Source organism: Bacillus sp. LJBS17 (assembly GCF_019334685.1).
GTDB lineage: Bacteria > Bacillota > Bacilli > Bacillales > Bacillaceae > Bacillus > Bacillus subtilis.
Map to the genome: position 1 here is coordinate 828,584 of NZ_CP079759.1, position 16,252 is coordinate 844,835.

At 45.6% G+C, this 16,252-nt stretch carries 13 protein-coding genes; 8 read left to right on the forward strand and 5 right to left on the reverse strand.

What is annotated here, in order from left to right:
• Positions 1-87: 87 nt before the first annotated feature.
• From KXZ66_RS04180 to KXZ66_RS04190, 3 genes are all read left to right on the forward strand, one after another.
• Positions 88-225: a hypothetical protein gene (locus KXZ66_RS04180; RefSeq protein WP_072557053.1), complete on the forward strand. Its 138-nt coding sequence runs from the start codon at positions 88-90 to the stop codon at positions 223-225.
• A gap of 18 nt (positions 226-243) precedes the next feature.
• Positions 244-636 (forward strand): DnaJ family domain-containing protein, encoded by a 393-nt coding sequence (locus tag KXZ66_RS04185; RefSeq protein WP_029317492.1) that lies wholly within the window; start codon positions 244-246, stop codon positions 634-636.
• 124 nt (positions 637-760) lie between these two features.
• Positions 761-2,176 (forward strand): alanine/glycine:cation symporter family protein, encoded by a 1,416-nt coding sequence (locus tag KXZ66_RS04190; protein WP_015252561.1) that lies wholly within the window; start codon positions 761-763, stop codon positions 2,174-2,176.
• Here KXZ66_RS04190 and KXZ66_RS04195 read toward each other — a convergent pair.
• Genes KXZ66_RS04195 through KXZ66_RS04210 form a run of 4 tightly spaced genes read right to left on the reverse strand, consistent with a single transcriptional unit; the run spans position 2,173 to position 6,165 of the window.
• Positions 2,173-3,249, reverse strand: coding sequence for an endospore germination permease (locus KXZ66_RS04195; RefSeq protein ID WP_219144818.1), 1,077 nt, complete (start codon positions 3,247-3,249; stop codon positions 2,173-2,175). The two genes, KXZ66_RS04190 and KXZ66_RS04195, sit on opposite strands and share 4 nt — an antisense overlap.
• A 23-nt stretch (positions 3,250-3,272) precedes the next feature.
• Positions 3,273-3,473, reverse strand: coding sequence for a hypothetical protein (locus KXZ66_RS04200; protein ID WP_003233686.1), 201 nt, complete (start codon positions 3,471-3,473; stop codon positions 3,273-3,275).
• 15 nt (positions 3,474-3,488) lie between these two features.
• Entirely contained in the window at positions 3,489-4,643 is a 1,155-nt protein-coding gene (locus KXZ66_RS04205) for a Ger(x)C family spore germination protein (protein WP_219144819.1), read from the reverse strand.
• A complete protein-coding gene (locus KXZ66_RS04210; RefSeq protein ID WP_153257327.1) occupies positions 4,624-6,165 on the reverse strand; it encodes a spore germination protein in 1,542 nt (513 codons plus the stop codon). The genes KXZ66_RS04205 and KXZ66_RS04210 overlap by 20 nt, the downstream gene beginning before the upstream one ends.
• A gap of 187 nt (positions 6,166-6,352) precedes the next feature.
• On the opposite strand from KXZ66_RS04210, the gene treP reads away from it, so the two are divergent.
• The 4 genes from treP (at position 6,353) to KXZ66_RS04230 (ending at position 11,063) form a co-directional block, all read left to right on the forward strand.
• Entirely contained in the window at positions 6,353-7,765 is a 1,413-nt protein-coding gene (gene treP / locus KXZ66_RS04215) for a PTS system trehalose-specific EIIBC component (RefSeq protein ID WP_161621424.1), read from the forward strand.
• A 70-nt stretch (positions 7,766-7,835) separates the two neighbouring features.
• A complete protein-coding gene (treC, locus tag KXZ66_RS04220) occupies positions 7,836-9,521 on the forward strand; it encodes an alpha,alpha-phosphotrehalase (protein WP_128740129.1) in 1,686 nt (561 codons plus the stop codon).
• Between the two features lie 20 nt (positions 9,522-9,541).
• The gene (treR, locus tag KXZ66_RS04225) at positions 9,542-10,258 is read left to right on the forward strand and encodes a trehalose operon repressor (protein WP_003233679.1); all 717 of its coding nucleotides are present in this window, start codon (positions 9,542-9,544) and stop codon (positions 10,256-10,258) included.
• 139 nt (positions 10,259-10,397) lie between these two features.
• Entirely contained in the window at positions 10,398-11,063 is a 666-nt protein-coding gene (locus KXZ66_RS04230; RefSeq protein ID WP_014476144.1) for an NAD(P)H-dependent oxidoreductase, read from the forward strand.
• A gap of 36 nt (positions 11,064-11,099) precedes the next feature.
• On the opposite strand, the gene KXZ66_RS04235 is transcribed toward KXZ66_RS04230, so the two are convergent.
• The gene (locus KXZ66_RS04235) at positions 11,100-15,488 is read right to left on the reverse strand and encodes a multifunctional 2',3'-cyclic-nucleotide 2'-phosphodiesterase/3'-nucleotidase/5'-nucleotidase (RefSeq protein ID WP_219144820.1); all 4,389 of its coding nucleotides are present in this window, start codon (positions 15,486-15,488) and stop codon (positions 11,100-11,102) included.
• A 242-nt stretch (positions 15,489-15,730) separates the two neighbouring features.
• Here KXZ66_RS04235 and yfkM point away from each other — a divergent pair, with 242 nt between their 5' ends.
• Complete coding sequence (gene yfkM, locus KXZ66_RS04240) at positions 15,731-16,249, forward strand: general stress protein 18 (protein ID WP_041851172.1); 519 nt, start codon at positions 15,731-15,733, stop codon at positions 16,247-16,249.
• Positions 16,250-16,252: the final 3 nt, after the last annotated feature.

Below are 16,252 nucleotides of genomic sequence, written 5' to 3' on the forward strand. Positions count from 1 at the left end.
TTTTCCGATCCAGTTCGAGCGAAACGATAGAAAAAACGAACGTATCCAATATAACACGAATCAGCAGATTAGAAAAGTGAAAATCGTATGATGGAGAAAGTGGCGAAAAACGCCGTCGAATCAACGTTTCGCTTTGATATTACCAAATGTAAAACAAGGTATCTTTCTAGAAATAAAGGAATAAAATGGTACATTGAGAATTGTATGATAAAATATAAGGTATAGATAAAAAGAGGTGAAATGATGGATTTTTCCCATATTGTGTCTGAAGATAAAATTAAGCGCGCCATCAAAGACGGGGACTTTCAAAACCTCCCGGGAATGGGAAAGCCGCTGCCGAAGGATGACGCGGCACACTTGCCGGAATCGCTGCGCATGGGCTATCGTATTTTGAAAAACGCGGGAATGGCAGAGGACGAGGGCGCGCTCAAAAAAGAGCTTATGACCATCGACCATTTAATCGAAAAGTGCTATGACGAAAAAGAACGCGAGCAATTAATTAGAAAAAAATCTGAAAAGCAATTGCTGCTTGATAAGCTTGTCGACAAAAAAAGCATGTTTTCAAAGCCAGCATCCGCTTTTTATAAGAATAAAGTATATGACCGGCTTGGACGAAACAGACCTTCTTCCAGCTGATTTGTCTGATCTGCAGGATGGCGATTGATAAAAGCCATCCTTTTTATGTTCCAAGTTCTATGTCAAAAGGTTTATGTTTTTCCATCTATGGGAAATGACCCATAAACGAAAAAAGGGTGATGGGATGGAACGACTATTAGTATGGATAGAGCATATATCTGATTGGCTGTGGGGCCCGCCGCTAATCATCCTGCTGACGGGGACGGGGTTGTATTTCACTATTTTGCTGAAAGGTTTTCAATTTCGCTATCCTTTATACATTTTCAAACAGACAATTGGCAGCGTAGGAAAAAAGCCGAAGGGAGAGGGCACAGTCACACCGCTTCAGGCATTGACCTCAGCCCTCAGTTCAACGATCGGTGCAGCGAACATTGTCGGTGTGCCTGCCGCTATTATGTTTGGAGGACCAGGAGCGGTTTTTTGGATGTGGCTTATTGCCTTATTTGCCATGGCGATTAAGTTTTCTGAAAGTGTTCTTGCTGTTCATTACAGAGAAAAAAATGAGCAGGGTGAATACGTCGGGGGACCGATGTATTACATAACAAAAGGGCTGCGCATGAAATGGCTCGGCGTATTCTTCTCTGTTGCGCTGATTGTGGAGCTGATCCCCAGCATTATGGTTCAGGGAAATTCGGTTTCAGTCTCGCTTGCCGAGACGTTTTCTTTCAATAAAATATACGCAGGAATCGGAATTGCATTTTTGATTGGGTTAGTGGTGATAGGAGGGGTAAAGCGGATCGGAAAAGTAACAGAGTTTGTCGTGCCTCTTATGGCAGGGGCATACGCGGGAGCCGGTCTCCTGATTGTTCTCATGAATCTATCATCAGTGCCGGCGTTTTTCTCTCTCGTTTTTTCAAATGCGTTTACCTCTTCTTCAGCAGTTGGAGGGTTCGCAGGTGCTGCGTTGGCGGAAACCGTTCGCTGGGGATTTGCCCGCGGGCTTTATTCTAATGAAGCCGGAATGGGAACAGCCCCGATTGCACATGCGGCAGCAATGACTGATCATCCTGTGCGGCAAGGGTTTTGGTCTGTGATCGGCATTGTCATTGACACCTTGATCATCTGCACGACCACCGCTTTTGTCGTTCTTGCATCTGGTGTCTGGACAGGGAAGAACGCCTCAATTGATCCGGCAGCACTGACGACGGCTGCATTTCAGCATTATTTCGGTTCTGGCGGAGGGTACTTCGTTTCGGTTTCCCTAGTCTTCTTTGTCGTATCAACCATTATGGTTGTCATTTTTTACGGCGTAAAGCAAGCTGAATTTCTGTTCGGGCGGCTGGCAGGACACGTGATCAAATTCGTTTATTTAGCGGCTATTATCATAGGTGCCGCAGGCGGAGCAAAAGCCATTTGGGGTTTTTTGGACTTAGCATTGGCTTTTATTCTCGTTCCAAATGTGATTGCGCTGTTGTTATTGAGCAGAAAGGTAAAAGCGCTGTACACCGAATTCTTTACATCTGAACAGTACTACCTGAAAGATATAAGGAAAACAAAACAGAATCCTGTTTATCAAACAAAAGAAGCTAAAAACTCCTAGTGCTTTGCTTTGGCGCCGAACAACGCTTTGCTTTTTATGATCAAATAAATGAGTAAAGGCAGCAAAAGAGAAATCACTACATTAATGATTGGTTTGATTCTGTTAAAGTCGATTAGCTGATTTGTATTTAAAAAGAACCAAAAGCTGCATACGACTGAGAACATGCCGATTGGTGTATACATGGCTTTCGGGTCGATTTTTGAGTGTAAAAACGAAAGGCCGTATACCACGATATATAGGGAACCTGCTATCTTCACCATAATGACCGGAATCCAAAAGGCCGCGATGATCAGGTCTGAGCGATCCAGAAAATCCGTAATGCGGATCTGCCTGATGACCATATAAGCAGGATCAAAGAAAGTAGATGTCAGGTTGGGACCAAAGACAGAAATTGAAGAAAATAACATCACGGCCAGCAATAAAGCGCCCGGCAGTATCGCGAAAATGGTGTATTTTAGCGGGACGCTCCGGTTTGAGAAGAGAAGCGGAAGGATAATCAATTCCCCCATTGTCCCAAACGCGTAATAGCCTGATTGAAGGTATGGGATTAGACCTTCAAAAACAGGCGTCAAGTTTTGAAGCTCAATTTGTGTGGCCAGCGTAAATGGAAGGAACAAGACCAGGATGCCGAATGGAAATAGGAATATCTGCGCCATTCTGGTCAATGTTTCTTTTCCCTCTCTGGCAATACAGATCGCCACAAAGATAATAACACCGCCAAGAACAGCCATTGGTGTTCTCGGGAGAAATAAAATGTTAATCAAATTGATGAAAAAACGTATATCATGAGCATTGATTAACAGGAAATACAAAGAAAACAGTAAAATGATAATCCGGCCTGCGATTGGTGAGGAATCGCTCAGCAGCTCATAGATATTTTTATCCTGATGCTTTTTCATCAGCCTATGCATGAGCCAGAGTGCCGGAATCACGATGACAACGCCGAGGATGTAGCTGTGCCAGGCATTTTGTTTTGCTGATTCGATCATGAGAATCGGAGCATGCTTTAATCCGACCGCTAACGTATACAGAGCTCCGAAAAATAATCCTTGGTATGCAGAGGTCTTGTCCATAAAGCACATCCTTTCTGTCATGTTCAAAACGGAATATATTTAAACAGGTGCCCCAGCCGCGGAAGCAGGGGATTCACTCTCATATAAATCCATAGAAAAGCACTTCCTGCAATCAGCAGGCTGAAGGCCCATTTTGTTAGATTGTTAGCGGAACGAAAATTCTTCCATTCATATGCGTATATGGCAATGCACACAATCAATGTCTGTACGATATAGCTGATCATGCTGACGCACCTCCATTAATGGCTGATCGTTTTGTATAGGACACCGCCCTGCTCAATCGTCACAATTGGGACGACGTGAACCTCCATATCCTTATATACCTCTTCCCATTCCTTTTTCAGCAGATTCTTCGTGGTTGCCGTGCTTCTGATGGTCCTGTCTTGAAAGCCGGCCGGGTCCGCCTTTAGCTTTTGCAAACGATGAACGGTGCTGATCACGTCCTTCTTTATGGTTCTGTTTAATGCTTTTTGAATGATGTAATACTGGTCAGTTTCTCTCGTCTCATAGGTTGATTGGTTTTCCATAATAATTCCTTTGGCTCTGATCTCAATTGTCATTGACAGCTTTCCGTTTTTTTCAGCGGCATGAAAGTATGCATTAGACTTTTGAAGCTGAATGGATGCTTGTCCCATTTGATTCGGCAGGTCTACTATGAATTCTGGCTGGCGGGCTTGATTCAGCAACATTAGGGCTGCTGTCATGTGTTCATCTTTGAAAATATCCATCAATCTGTCCTTTTTAAAGATCGCAAGCCCGTCAATTTTCAAATTAGATTTGCCTTTCCCTCCAGGTTTTGTTTTAGATGCAGAGATGACCGGTGCATACGGATCACTGCCTATTTCTACTAGATCAGACATGAATCTGCTTAAGAAAACGGGGCGGCTCGTTGCGATAATGGCCAGCTCCCGAATCATTTCCGCCGGAAACTGTTCAAGCTGAACATCGGTGTTTAAAATGTCCCGCGCTTCTCCCCGGCTGACTAAAATGAGCGCCGTTAATCTGTTCTGCGGATTTCGCGTTAAAATATCAAAGACTGGGGCAACGCCGTCTCTCGCCATATCCTCTCCAATAATGACTGTACGTCTGTGGGACGTATTGATTGTCCGTGACAAGGAGGTTTGCAGCTTGTTGTTCGCTTCTCTGATCGTAGTGCCGGAAGCTGAATCAACATACCATGTTTTTGAACCGGCAGTTCCGCCGCCGCCCCCTGTTTGTCCGCCTAATTGACCGACCAAGGGAATCTGCATGGCCACTCGATGCTGATCTTTTTTCTTATCAATGGCTGAGCTGACAACAAATGCAATGTCATTGATTTCTGTCCGGTCCCAGCACCCCGTTAGAAGGATACAAATGAGAAGCGGCAAAACACACTTATATATTGTTTTCTTCATCTTTTGGGTCCTCTCTTTTCGCTCCCTTCTGTCCGTTGCCGCGCGAATACGTGCCCGGCCTTCTGGTCATCGTCCACCAAGGCGCCCTGACAAAAATATCTTTTACTTCATCTCGTTTAAACGGAGAAATCCCGGATAAATAAGGAATGCCGAAAGATTGCAGCTTGCATAAATGAAGCACTAAGATAATCGTGCCGAGCATAATGCCGAATATCCCAAAAATACTTGCCAAAAACATAAGCGGGAAACGAAGCATCCTGATGGAGATAGCTAAGTTAAACCGCGGAATTGTAAATGACGCGATCCCTGTTAACGATACGATGATCACCATGGGGGCAGACACAATTCCCGCTTCAACAGCGGCTGTCCCAATGACTAGGGCCCCGAGAATACTGACGGTCTGGCCGATGGTTTTCGGCAGGCGCACTCCCGCCTCACGGAGAGCCTCAAAAGAAATTTCCATAATCAATGCTTCTATGATGGCGGGGAAAGGAATCGGTTCACGCGCGGAGGCCACACTGAACATTAAGTTTGTCGGCATTAAGTCCTGATGGTATGTAATAACGGCAACATAAATAGCCGGCAAATATAAAGCAACGAATAAAAACATATAGCGAAGCCAGCGGATTAAGTTAGACATCAAATAACGCTCATAGTAATCTTCACTGGCCTGCATAAGCTGCCAAAACGTAATCGGGCCTGTTAAGACAAAGGGCGTATTATCTGTGAAAATGGCAAATCGGCCTTCGAGAAGCTGGGCGGCGACGGTGTCCGGCCTTTCTGTGTATTGCAGCTGGGGGAATGGCGAGTACGTGTCGTCTTCGATAAATTCTTCAATATATCCGCTTTCTAAGACAGCATCAATCTTTATCTTTTTGATTCTTTTTTTTGCTTTGTCAATGACCTTTGGATCGGCAAGCCCGTCAATATAGGCCAAGACAACATCTGTTTTGGTTTTTGTGCCGATTTTAAATGAGATCATTTTAAGCTGAAACGTTTTGACGCGAAACCGCACAAGAGCGGTATTGACCCTGAGGCTTTCAGTGAAGCCCTCTCTTGACCCTCTGATGGTCGATTCTGTTATCGGCTCTTCAATGCTTCTTCTTTGTCCGCCTTTTATATTTAAGATCAGGCCTTTTGAGTGCCCGTCGGCAAATAAAACCGCGTTCCCCTCAATGATGGATGCAGCCACTTTGCTCATACTCGTTTCTATTGCAACACTTGAAATTGATAGAGTATTTTGCAGCGCCTCTTCATGTTCATTTATTTGTTCCGTCAAATGCATTAAGAAAGGGCGGAGTGCGTGATCCTGAATATGTTCAGATTTTACAATTCCTTCGATATAAACAATAAATCCGCACAGCCCGTTTCCAAAGTCAAATTGTCTAAATACGATGTCTGAGCAGTCTTCTGTTAATAAGGTCAGATTATCGAGGTTTTCCTTCAAATTGGGAGAGATCGGCCTGTCCTGATTGTCTTCAAGCTCTTTGATGAGCTGAAGCGCTTTGTCGCGTTTATTCATAGAGACTCACCCTGCTTTTTAATGTCACAATAAGTGCTTGTGACTTTTAGGGTAACCTTGTCTGTTTCATATATTCCAGACTAGGATGAAAGCGCTATAAAAAGTGTTGACTACCTGTATATACAGGAATACAATATGATTATAAGTTGTATATACAAGTTATAAAAACGGATACGGAGGGGTTGGCATGGGGGAACTGAACAAATCGGCACGTCAGATTGTCGAAGCAGTCGGCGGTGCTGAAAATATTGCAGCGGCAACTCATTGTGTTACACGTTTGCGTTTTGCTTTAATAGATGAAAGCAAGGTTGACCAAGAGATGCTTGATCAAATTGATGTGGTAAAGGGATCATTCTCGACAAACGGACAGTTTCAGGTCGTAATCGGCCAGGGAACTGTCAACAAAGTATATGCTGAACTGGTCAAGGAAACGGGGATTGGCGAGTCAACAAAGGATGAAGTGAAGAAGGCCTCAGAAAAAAATATGAATCCTTTGCAGCGTACTGTGAAAACGCTTGCAGATATTTTTATTCCAATATTGCCTGCGATTGTCACGGCGGGTCTTTTAATGGGGATCAATAACATTTTAACGGCGGAAGGCATTTTCTTCAGCACAAAATCGATTGTGCAGGTTTATCCGCAGTGGGCGGATCTTGCTAATATGATTAACCTGATTGCAGGCACGGCCTTTACGTTTTTGCCTGCGTTAATCGGATGGTCTGCCGTCAAGCGGTTCGGCGGCAATCCGCTTCTCGGCATTGTGCTCGGAGTTATGCTCGTGCATCCTGATTTGCTGAATGCGTGGGGATATGGCGCGGCAGAACAAAGCGGAGAGATCCCGGTATGGAATCTATTCGGCCTAGAGGTGCAGAAAGTCGGCTATCAGGGCCAGGTGCTCCCAATTTTGCTTGCTTCTTATATGCTGGCGAAGATTGAGGTATTTTTAACAAAACGCACACCTGAGAGCATACAGCTGCTCGTTGTCGCACCAATTACGCTTCTCTTAACAGGATTTGCCTCTTTTATCATTATCGGCCCGATTACATTTGCGATCGGTAATGTACTGACTTCAGGGCTTATCTCGGTGTTTGGTTCTTTTGCCGCACTGGGCGGTCTGTTATATGGCGGTTTCTACTCAGCGCTCGTGATTACCGGTATGCATCACACGTTTCTTGCAGTCGACCTGCAGCTCATCGGTTCAAAGCTCGGCGGCACCTTTTTATGGCCGATGCTGGCGCTTTCTAATATCGCACAAGGTTCGGCCGCTCTAGCCATGATGTTTATCGTGAAGGATGAGAAACAAAAAGGCCTCTCCCTCACATCAGGGATTTCTGCTTATCTTGGCATTACAGAGCCTGCCATCTTTGGGGTGAATCTGCGATACAGATTCCCGTTTATCATTGCAATGGTCAGCTCTGGCCTGGCCGGAATGTATATTTCTTCTCAAGGTGTGCTGGCAAGCTCCGTCGGTGTCGGCGGCGTGCCGGGGATTTTCTCAATCATGAGCCAGTACTGGGGCGCGTTTGCAATCGGGATGGCTATTGTATTGATCGTGCCGTTTGCCGGAACATACGCGTATGCGAGATTCAAACATAAATAACAAATGGGGAGCGGGACGTGTTGAACGTTCCCTTTTCCCGTTTTCAATTTAAATATGGTGGTGGAAACAGATGAAAACAGAACAAACGCCATGGTGGAAAAAAGCTGTGGTTTATCAAATTTATCCGAAAAGCTTTAACGATACGACAGGAAATGGTGTCGGCGATCTGAACGGCATTATTGAAAAGCTTGATTACTTAAAAACACTTCAGGTGGATGTGCTTTGGCTGACGCCGATTTATGATTCTCCGCAGCATGATAATGGGTACGATATTCGTGATTATTACTCGATTTATCCTGAATACGGAACGATGGAGGATTTTGAGCGGCTAGTGTCCGAAGCACATAAAAGAGACCTGAAAGTCGTCATGGATCTTGTTGTCAATCATACGTCAACAGAGCACAAATGGTTTCGCGAGGCGATCTCTTCAATAGACAGCCCGTACCGTGATTTTTATATATGGAAAGACCCGCAGGAAAACGGTTCTGTTCCGACGAACTGGGAATCGAAATTCGGCGGCTCGGCATGGGAGCTTGACGAAGCATCGGGCCAATACTATTTGCATCTGTTTGATGTGACGCAGGCTGATTTGAATTGGGAAAATGAAGAGGTCAGAAAGCATGTCTATGACATGATGCATTTTTGGTTTGAAAAGGGAATAGACGGCTTTAGGCTTGATGTCATCAACCTGATTTCTAAAGATCAGCGCTTTCCGAATGCGGAGGAAGGCGACGGCCGCTCTTTTTACACTGACGGGCCGCGGGTGCACGAATTTCTGCATGAAATGAACGAAAAGGTGTTTTCACATTACGACAGCATGACGGTCGGTGAGATGTCTTCAACAACCGTAGACCACTGCATCCGGTATACGAATCCTGACAATAAAGAACTTGATATGACATTCAGCTTCCATCATCTCAAGGTTGACTATCCTAACGGCGAAAAATGGGCCTTGGCGCCGTTTGATTTTTTGAAGCTGAAGGGGATCCTATCCGACTGGCAAACTGGGATGCACGCAGGAGGGGGATGGAACGCTCTGTTCTGGTGCAATCATGATCAGCCGCGCGTTGTATCAAGATATGGAGATGATGGCGCATATAGGGTGAAATCGGCGAAAATGCTTGCTACGGCCATTCATATGATGCAGGGCACGCCTTATATTTATCAGGGCGAGGAGCTGGGGATGACGAATCCGAAGTTCACTGACATAAGCTCCTATCGGGATGTCGAATCGCTGAACATGTATCACGCCTTTAAGGAAAAAGGAATGGCTGATCAAGATATTACAGCCATTTTACAGGCGAAATCCCGTGACAATTCCAGAACCCCCGTTCAGTGGGATGCTACGGAGAATGGCGGTTTTACAACGGGCACACCATGGATACCGGTTGCAGGAAATTACCGGGAAATCAATGCTGAAGCGGCGCTGAGGGATCAGAATTCGGTGTTTTACCATTATCAAAAATTGATTCAGATTCGCAAAATGTATGACATTGTGACAGAGGGTACGTATGAGATAATCGCAAAGGATGACCCGAACATTTTTGCGTATCTCAGACACGGCAGCAATGAAAAGCTGCTCGTGATCAATAATTTTTACGGGACAGAGGCGGCCTTTACACTGCCGGACTCTTTAGCGCCTGACGAATGGAAGGCAGAGGTGCTGTTGACGAACGATGAAGCAAGGGAAGGGCTTCAGAACATGACGCTTCGCCCGTATGAGTCCATTGTTTATCGTTTAACGAAACCGTGTTAAACTAAGCTGGGTGGTCCATAATGAAGGTGAATAAATTCATCACAATTTATAAAGACATCGCACAGCAAATTGAAGGCGGCCGATGGAAAGCGGAGGAGATTCTTCCGTCTGAACATGAGTTGACCGCACAGTACGGTACATCAAGAGAAACGGTCCGAAAGGCGCTTCATATGCTCGCGCAAAACGGTTATATCCAGAAAATCAGGGGAAAAGGCTCCGTCGTGCTCAATCGTGAAAAAATGCAGTTTCCCGTTTCGGGCCTTGTCAGCTTCAAGGAGCTCGCGCAAACGCTTGGCAAAGAAACGAAAACAACTGTACACAAATTCGGGCTGGAGCCTCCGTCAGAGCTGATCCAAAAACAGCTCCGGGCCAATCTGGATGACGACATCTGGGAAGTCATCAGGTCTAGAAAGATTGACGGGGAACATGTGATTTTGGACAAGGATTACTTTTTCAGAAAGCATGTCCCTCACCTGACGAAAGAAATTTGTGAAAACTCCATATATGAATATATAGAAGGAGAGCTCGGTCTTTCGATCAGTTACGCCCAAAAAGAAATTGTCGCCGAGCCGTGTACGGACGAGGACAGAGAGCTGCTCGATTTACGCGGCTATGACCATATGGTCGTGGTGAGAAACTACGTCTTTTTGGAGGATACCAGTTTGTTTCAATATACGGAAAGCAGACACCGTCTCGACAAATTCCGATTTGTTGATTTTGCGCGGCGGGGGAAATGAGAGAGGCGCCTGCCTGCGGCAGCGCGCTTTTTTGTTTGGTATCAAAATTGATACTATCCAACAAAAATGTGCGTACTTTTACTTTTTATCATAATGGCTACAATAGAGATGAGAGTAACCTAAAGGAGAGGTGTTTTACATGGCAGATCTAAAGAAACAAATTCTGGATGCATACAATTTCAGGCATGCGACTAAGGAATTTGACCCGAATAAAAAAGTGTCAGACAGCGATTTTGAATTTATTTTAGAAACAGGAAGACTGTCTCCGAGCTCACTCGGCCTTGAGCCTTGGAAATTTGTCGTCGTCCAAAATCCGGAGTTCCGCGAGAAGCTTCGTGAATACACATGGGGCGCGCAAAAGCAGCTGCCGACCGCAAGCCATTTCGTCCTGATTCTTGCGCGTACAGCGAAGGATATCAAATATAATGCGGACTACATCAAACGTCATTTAAAAGAAGTAAAACAAATGCCGCAAGACGTGTACGAAGGCTATTTAAGCAAAACAGAAGAATTCCAGAAAAACGATTTGCATTTGCTTGAAAGTGACAGAACATTGTTTGACTGGGCATCAAAACAAACCTATATCGCGCTTGGCAACATGATGACTGCCGCTGCGCAAATCGGTGTTGATTCCTGCCCGATAGAAGGCTTCCAGTACGATCACATTCACCGTATTCTTGAAGAAGAAGGCCTTCTGGAAAACGGAAGCTTCGATATTTCTGTGATGGTGGCATTTGGCTACCGAGTGAGAGACCCTCGTCCGAAAACAAGATCTGCTGTTGAAGATGTTGTGAAGTGGGTTTAAATAAAGAAAGCTGCTCGCTTAGCGAGCAGCTCTTTTTTATGCCTGATTCGCTCTATTCTGTTTTCTCCTCTGATGTAAGTACATTGCGGTGCCGAGTGCGCTGATCAGAAATCCGGCCAACAGGATCGAGTACATGGATGTGGCTGTGTCCGGAAGCAGGCCGCCAGCCGGACCGTCTGTTCCTGATCCGCCCGAACCGTTTCCTCCAGAGCCGTTAGTCGGTTGAGTGCCGGGAGGCGTATCATTTCCTCCGTTTCCGTCAGTTGGCTGTTTTCCGCCTGGTTTGTCGGAGCCGCCGCCATGATTGCCGTCATCACCGCCTGTCGGTTGATCTGACGGGAATGCAGGCGGTTTGTTGTTCTCTCCGGAATTTAAGATCGTGTATTCGCTGAAGTGGTTTGTATATCCTGTCACCATATCATCGTCAACTGATCCGTGATCTGTCTTTATGAAAGCTTTCTTTTTCCTGTCGACATGATAAATGGCAGGGTTATGGGCTTCTTCAATATCAAACATGCGAAGCGAAAGCTGAACGGGCTCCTTGAATGATTTTATTTCTTTTCCTTTTTGCTTCACTGTAAAGTCATATACATCTGCCAGTGACACATCCAATTCTCCCGTCGACTTGATTCCGATTGCAGTGTCTGCTGATTTAAGGTTCGCCATTGGCATCTTCATGCTGTACCAGTAGTTGAACACCGTCAATGAAGGATCTGATTCTCTTTCTTTCAAAAGTTTGACCTGATCTTTTTTCATTTTAAGATTGATAGGCTTCTCTTGAGATCCTTCATGTGTTCCATAATAGACAAACGGCGTGTTGGCATTTTTAGCGTAAATCGCAAATTTGTCTTCATCAAGTGTCCAGCTGCCGTCCTCCTGCTTTGTCGGCAGGAATACTTCTTTGATCCGTCCTTCAAGCTTAGGAGAGACCTTGTTTCCTAGTTTTTTCAGCTGTTCGGTGAAAATCTCATAATCAACGTAGCCAAGGTCTTCACCATGGGAGGCTTCTGTAAAGACAGAGTATCCGTCTCCTCCGGCACCGACAAAATTATTTGTTGCCACGCGGTAGGTATCATCCGTATTTATAGCAACTTTGTCTCCGTTAGGCGATTCAATTTTTACTTCTAACACACGGTGTCCAGGTTTGTTGTTTAATGTAAAGGTATATTCGATTCCGGCCACCTGAGGGAAAGCGCCGCCGCCATTTTCCACATTGCTTAGGCCTTGTTCAAGGGCTTCTTTAATTTGTTTTCCGGTTAAATCGGCCACGTAAAGCGTATTGCCGAACGGCATCACGTTGAGCACATCGCCGAGTGTGATATCCCCTTTGTCAATGCCGGCTCTGATGCCGCCGCCATTTGTTATCGCTATTCTGGCGCCGGCTGCTTCTTTCGCTTTTGCCAGCATACCGTCCGCAATGAAGTTTCCGAGATTTGTTTCCTTCGTGCGCACATGCTCACGCTGGCCGTCAAGCGCCACATCCGTATAGCCGACTTTTTCATTTTTCACGTCTTCTAATTCACTTTTGAACTGATCAAGCTCTTGTTTTGCTTCTGCGTTTTCTTCTGTATGCTCATCAATTGGCAGCACGCTCAGATTTGATTTGTCTGTTTGCACAACGCCATTTTCATCAAACGCGACATCAACGCGCCCCAAGAATTGGCCGTATTCTTTTGCCTGCGCCACGATCGTCGGTTCTTCGCTGTTTACGACCTCCATTTTGTCAACGAGGGTGTGAGTGTGTCCGCCGATGATCAAGTCAATGCCTTTTACTTTTTTGGCTAGCTCAAGATCACGGTTATGACCGATATGGGTTAAAGCAATAATTTTATTTACCTGTTCTTCTTCCTGAATCGCTTTGACGGTGTTTTGTGCTGTTTCAAAGGCATCATTGAATACGATGCTTTTGCCCGGGCTTGATGTGGTGGCCGTATCTTCCGTTGTCAGGCCGAATACGGCGACTTTCTCCCCGTCAACGTCTAACAGAATGTAAGGATGGATGCCGGCCTCTTTCTTTTCACCTGCCGTAAAGGTTTGCGGCTTTTTGACAAATGATTTCAGTTTGGGCTCATTTGACACATCTACGTTTGCGCTGACAATCGGAAATTCCGGCGCTTCAAAGTGATAGCGGTTCGCCGGATCAACGGTTGCGCTGTTTCCGCTTAGAAAATCAGAAAGCACTGTCGGGCCTTTGTCAAATTCATGATTTCCGAAGGTCATGGCGTCATAGCCCATCATGTTCATCATTTTCAGATCGGCCAAACCGTTCCATTTTGTAAAATACAGATCGCCGGAAAACACATCTCCCGCATCAAGGAGAATGTTGTGATTTGTTTCGCTGCGTACTTCGTTGATTTTCGTCATTCGTCTCGCTGCATCATCGAGATGTGCGTGCGTATCATTGGTGTGCATGACGGTCAGGTCCCACAGTCCGTCTTTAGGAGGATCTGGATTTGAATCATCATCGAATTGCAGCTTATACACACCATAGCCTTCATTCGCAGACTTGCCTACATAAGCGACGTCGTCTGCTTTATCGGCAAATGGCTTGGCCAAAAGCGAGGATTCAAACGTCAGATTCGTGCCGGAAACAGGCGCGATTGACCAGTTGTTGTCTGCCTTTGGATTGACTGTTTTTTGTTCAATAATGTAATCCATCAGCACCTGCCTATTTTCAACTGCAGAGCCGTGGACAATTTTATCGCTTGTCAGATGAGGGAACCCGCCGCCTCCGGACGCACGATAGTTATTGGTGACTACGAGAAATTCCTGGCTTGGGCTGATCGGCTTGCCTTCATAGGAAAGGTTGATGATCCGGGATGAATCCGCATTGATCACTTTTCCGTTCTCATTGTATTTAGCCGGTTTTGTCACATCGACCTGATATGTGACACCGTCAATCACGTCAAAATTATAGGAGCGGAAATTCTCGTTCAGCAAGGCCTGATCGCCGCCTTTGGCTGGATCAATTTGGTTGAATTGGCCTGCTGACATCTCCAGCCAGTCCTTCACTTCGCTGCCTGTCAGCTTGACGATTTGAACAGTATTATCGTAAAGGTACAAGTCACCGACATTTTTAATCGCAAGATCTCCGGCTGGAATGTTTGTATAGTAATTGGCTCCGTTTCTGCCGCCTGCTTTAAACGGCGCCCCCGCCGACAAAATTGGAAGGTCCTTGTACTCAGTATCCTTCATTTCTTTTTGGGCATACCATTTTTGCGCGTCAGTCACGATCTGAATGGAAGGATCATCTTTGACCTGTGCAAAGAAGCTGTTAATATCTGCTTCGGTTTTGCCGACTGGCTTTCGGACATACTCCAGTGTGTTTTGGTGTGTTTGCTGAATGGTGTTTGTAACGGTCTCGTTTTTTGATGTGACGTTGCCAGCAATAGATTCAATACTTCCTTTGGAATCTGCTACCTTCCATGAGCCGTCCGCCTTTTCAAGCTTGAGGTCAATCACGCCTAAATATTTGCCCCAGCTGCTTGGCATGACGACAGGAATGCCGTTTATTGTTCCCTTTTCCACATTGAACTGAGCAACACCCGCATACTCGGCGGAAGGAAAGAGTCCGTGCTGATGGCCCGAGATAATCGCGTCAATGCCTTTCGTTTTGGTGGCAAGGTCAAACACGGCGTTTTCTGCACCTGATGATTGTGACTGCTTTTCAATGCCGGTGTGGGCGAGGGCAATAATGACATCTGCGCCTTCCGCCTTCATTTTCGGGATCGTTTCATTGGCGGATTCTACAATATCCTGCACCTGCACCTGCCCCTCGAGATTCTTTTTGTCCCATGTCATGATTTGCGGCGGGACAAAGCCTATGTAACCGACTTTTACTTTCTGCTCATTACCGTTTTCATCAATGAGGTTTTTTTCATTAATCACATACGGCGTATAACGGTTTTTACCGCTAGTTGTTTTGACGTTGGCATTTACAATCGGGAAATCGGCTCCTTTGATTGTGCCGTCGAGAAAGTCGAGCCCGTAGTTGAATTCATGATTGCCAAGCGTTCCGGCGTCGTATTTCAGCGCATTCATGACGCTGATAATCGGATGGGGTTTCGTGCCGGAGATAATGTCGTCTTTTTGATATTTCACCGCGTATTCACCCAGCGGATTCCCTTGAATCAAGTCGCCGTTATCCACAAGCAGGGTGTTAGGGTTTTGCTCGCGGTGCTTTTGGATCAATTGCGCTGTTCTCGCCAGACCGAAATCCGCCGTTTCTTTGTCGCTGTAGTAATCGTAATCCATCATGTTGGCATGAATATCAGTCGTAGCCAAAATACTCAGATGCACCTGAGGAGCCGCGCTTTCTTCTGCATGAATGGGTGGTGTTGGGAGGATTAGGCTAAGTATCATAATTGGGGGCAAAAGAATACGGAGAATGTTTTCGACGTGTGTTCGTCTTTTCTGTATTCTCACCAGTTCTCCACCTTTCAACGAAATTTGTGTTACAGCTCCTATTGTAAGAATATTTTGTAACTATTTGTAGGTGTTTCTTTATGATTATTGTAAAAGGGAGAAAAATGAGTATTATGTAGCAGTATCAAGCGACAAATACTGGGTATTTATGCTTATCGTTTGTCACAATCGCGGAATGTTTATTTTAGTGTGGCTGGGGTAGAGTGTTTTATGTAGACATATAAAGCGGGAGGTTATGAATCATGGGGAAAAAAATTGCAGTTGTTTTAACAGATTATTTTGAGGACAGCGAGTACACTGAGCCTGCGAAAGCCTTTAAAGAAGCGGGACATAAACTGACTGTCATCGAAAAAGAAAAAGGAAAAACAGTAAAAGGCAAGCAGGGAACAGCGGGAGTGACGGTTGACGCGTCCATTGACGACGTAAACCCTTCAGACTTTGATGCGCTTTTGATTCCCGGAGGATTTTCACCAGACCAGCTTCGCGCTGACGATCGTTTCGTCCAATTTACAAAAGCATTTATGACTGACAAAAAACCGGTATTCGCCATTTGCCACGGCCCGCAGCTTTTAATCAATGCGAAAGCGCTCGACGGCCGAAAAGCGACGGGCTATACGTCCATTCGTGTTGACATGGAAAACGCCGGTGCCGACGTTGTGGACAAGGAAGTGGTTGTTTGCCAGGATCAATTGGTCACTAGCCGCACACCGGACGATATACCGGCATTTAACCGCGAGTCATTGGCATTGCTTGAGAAATAAGAA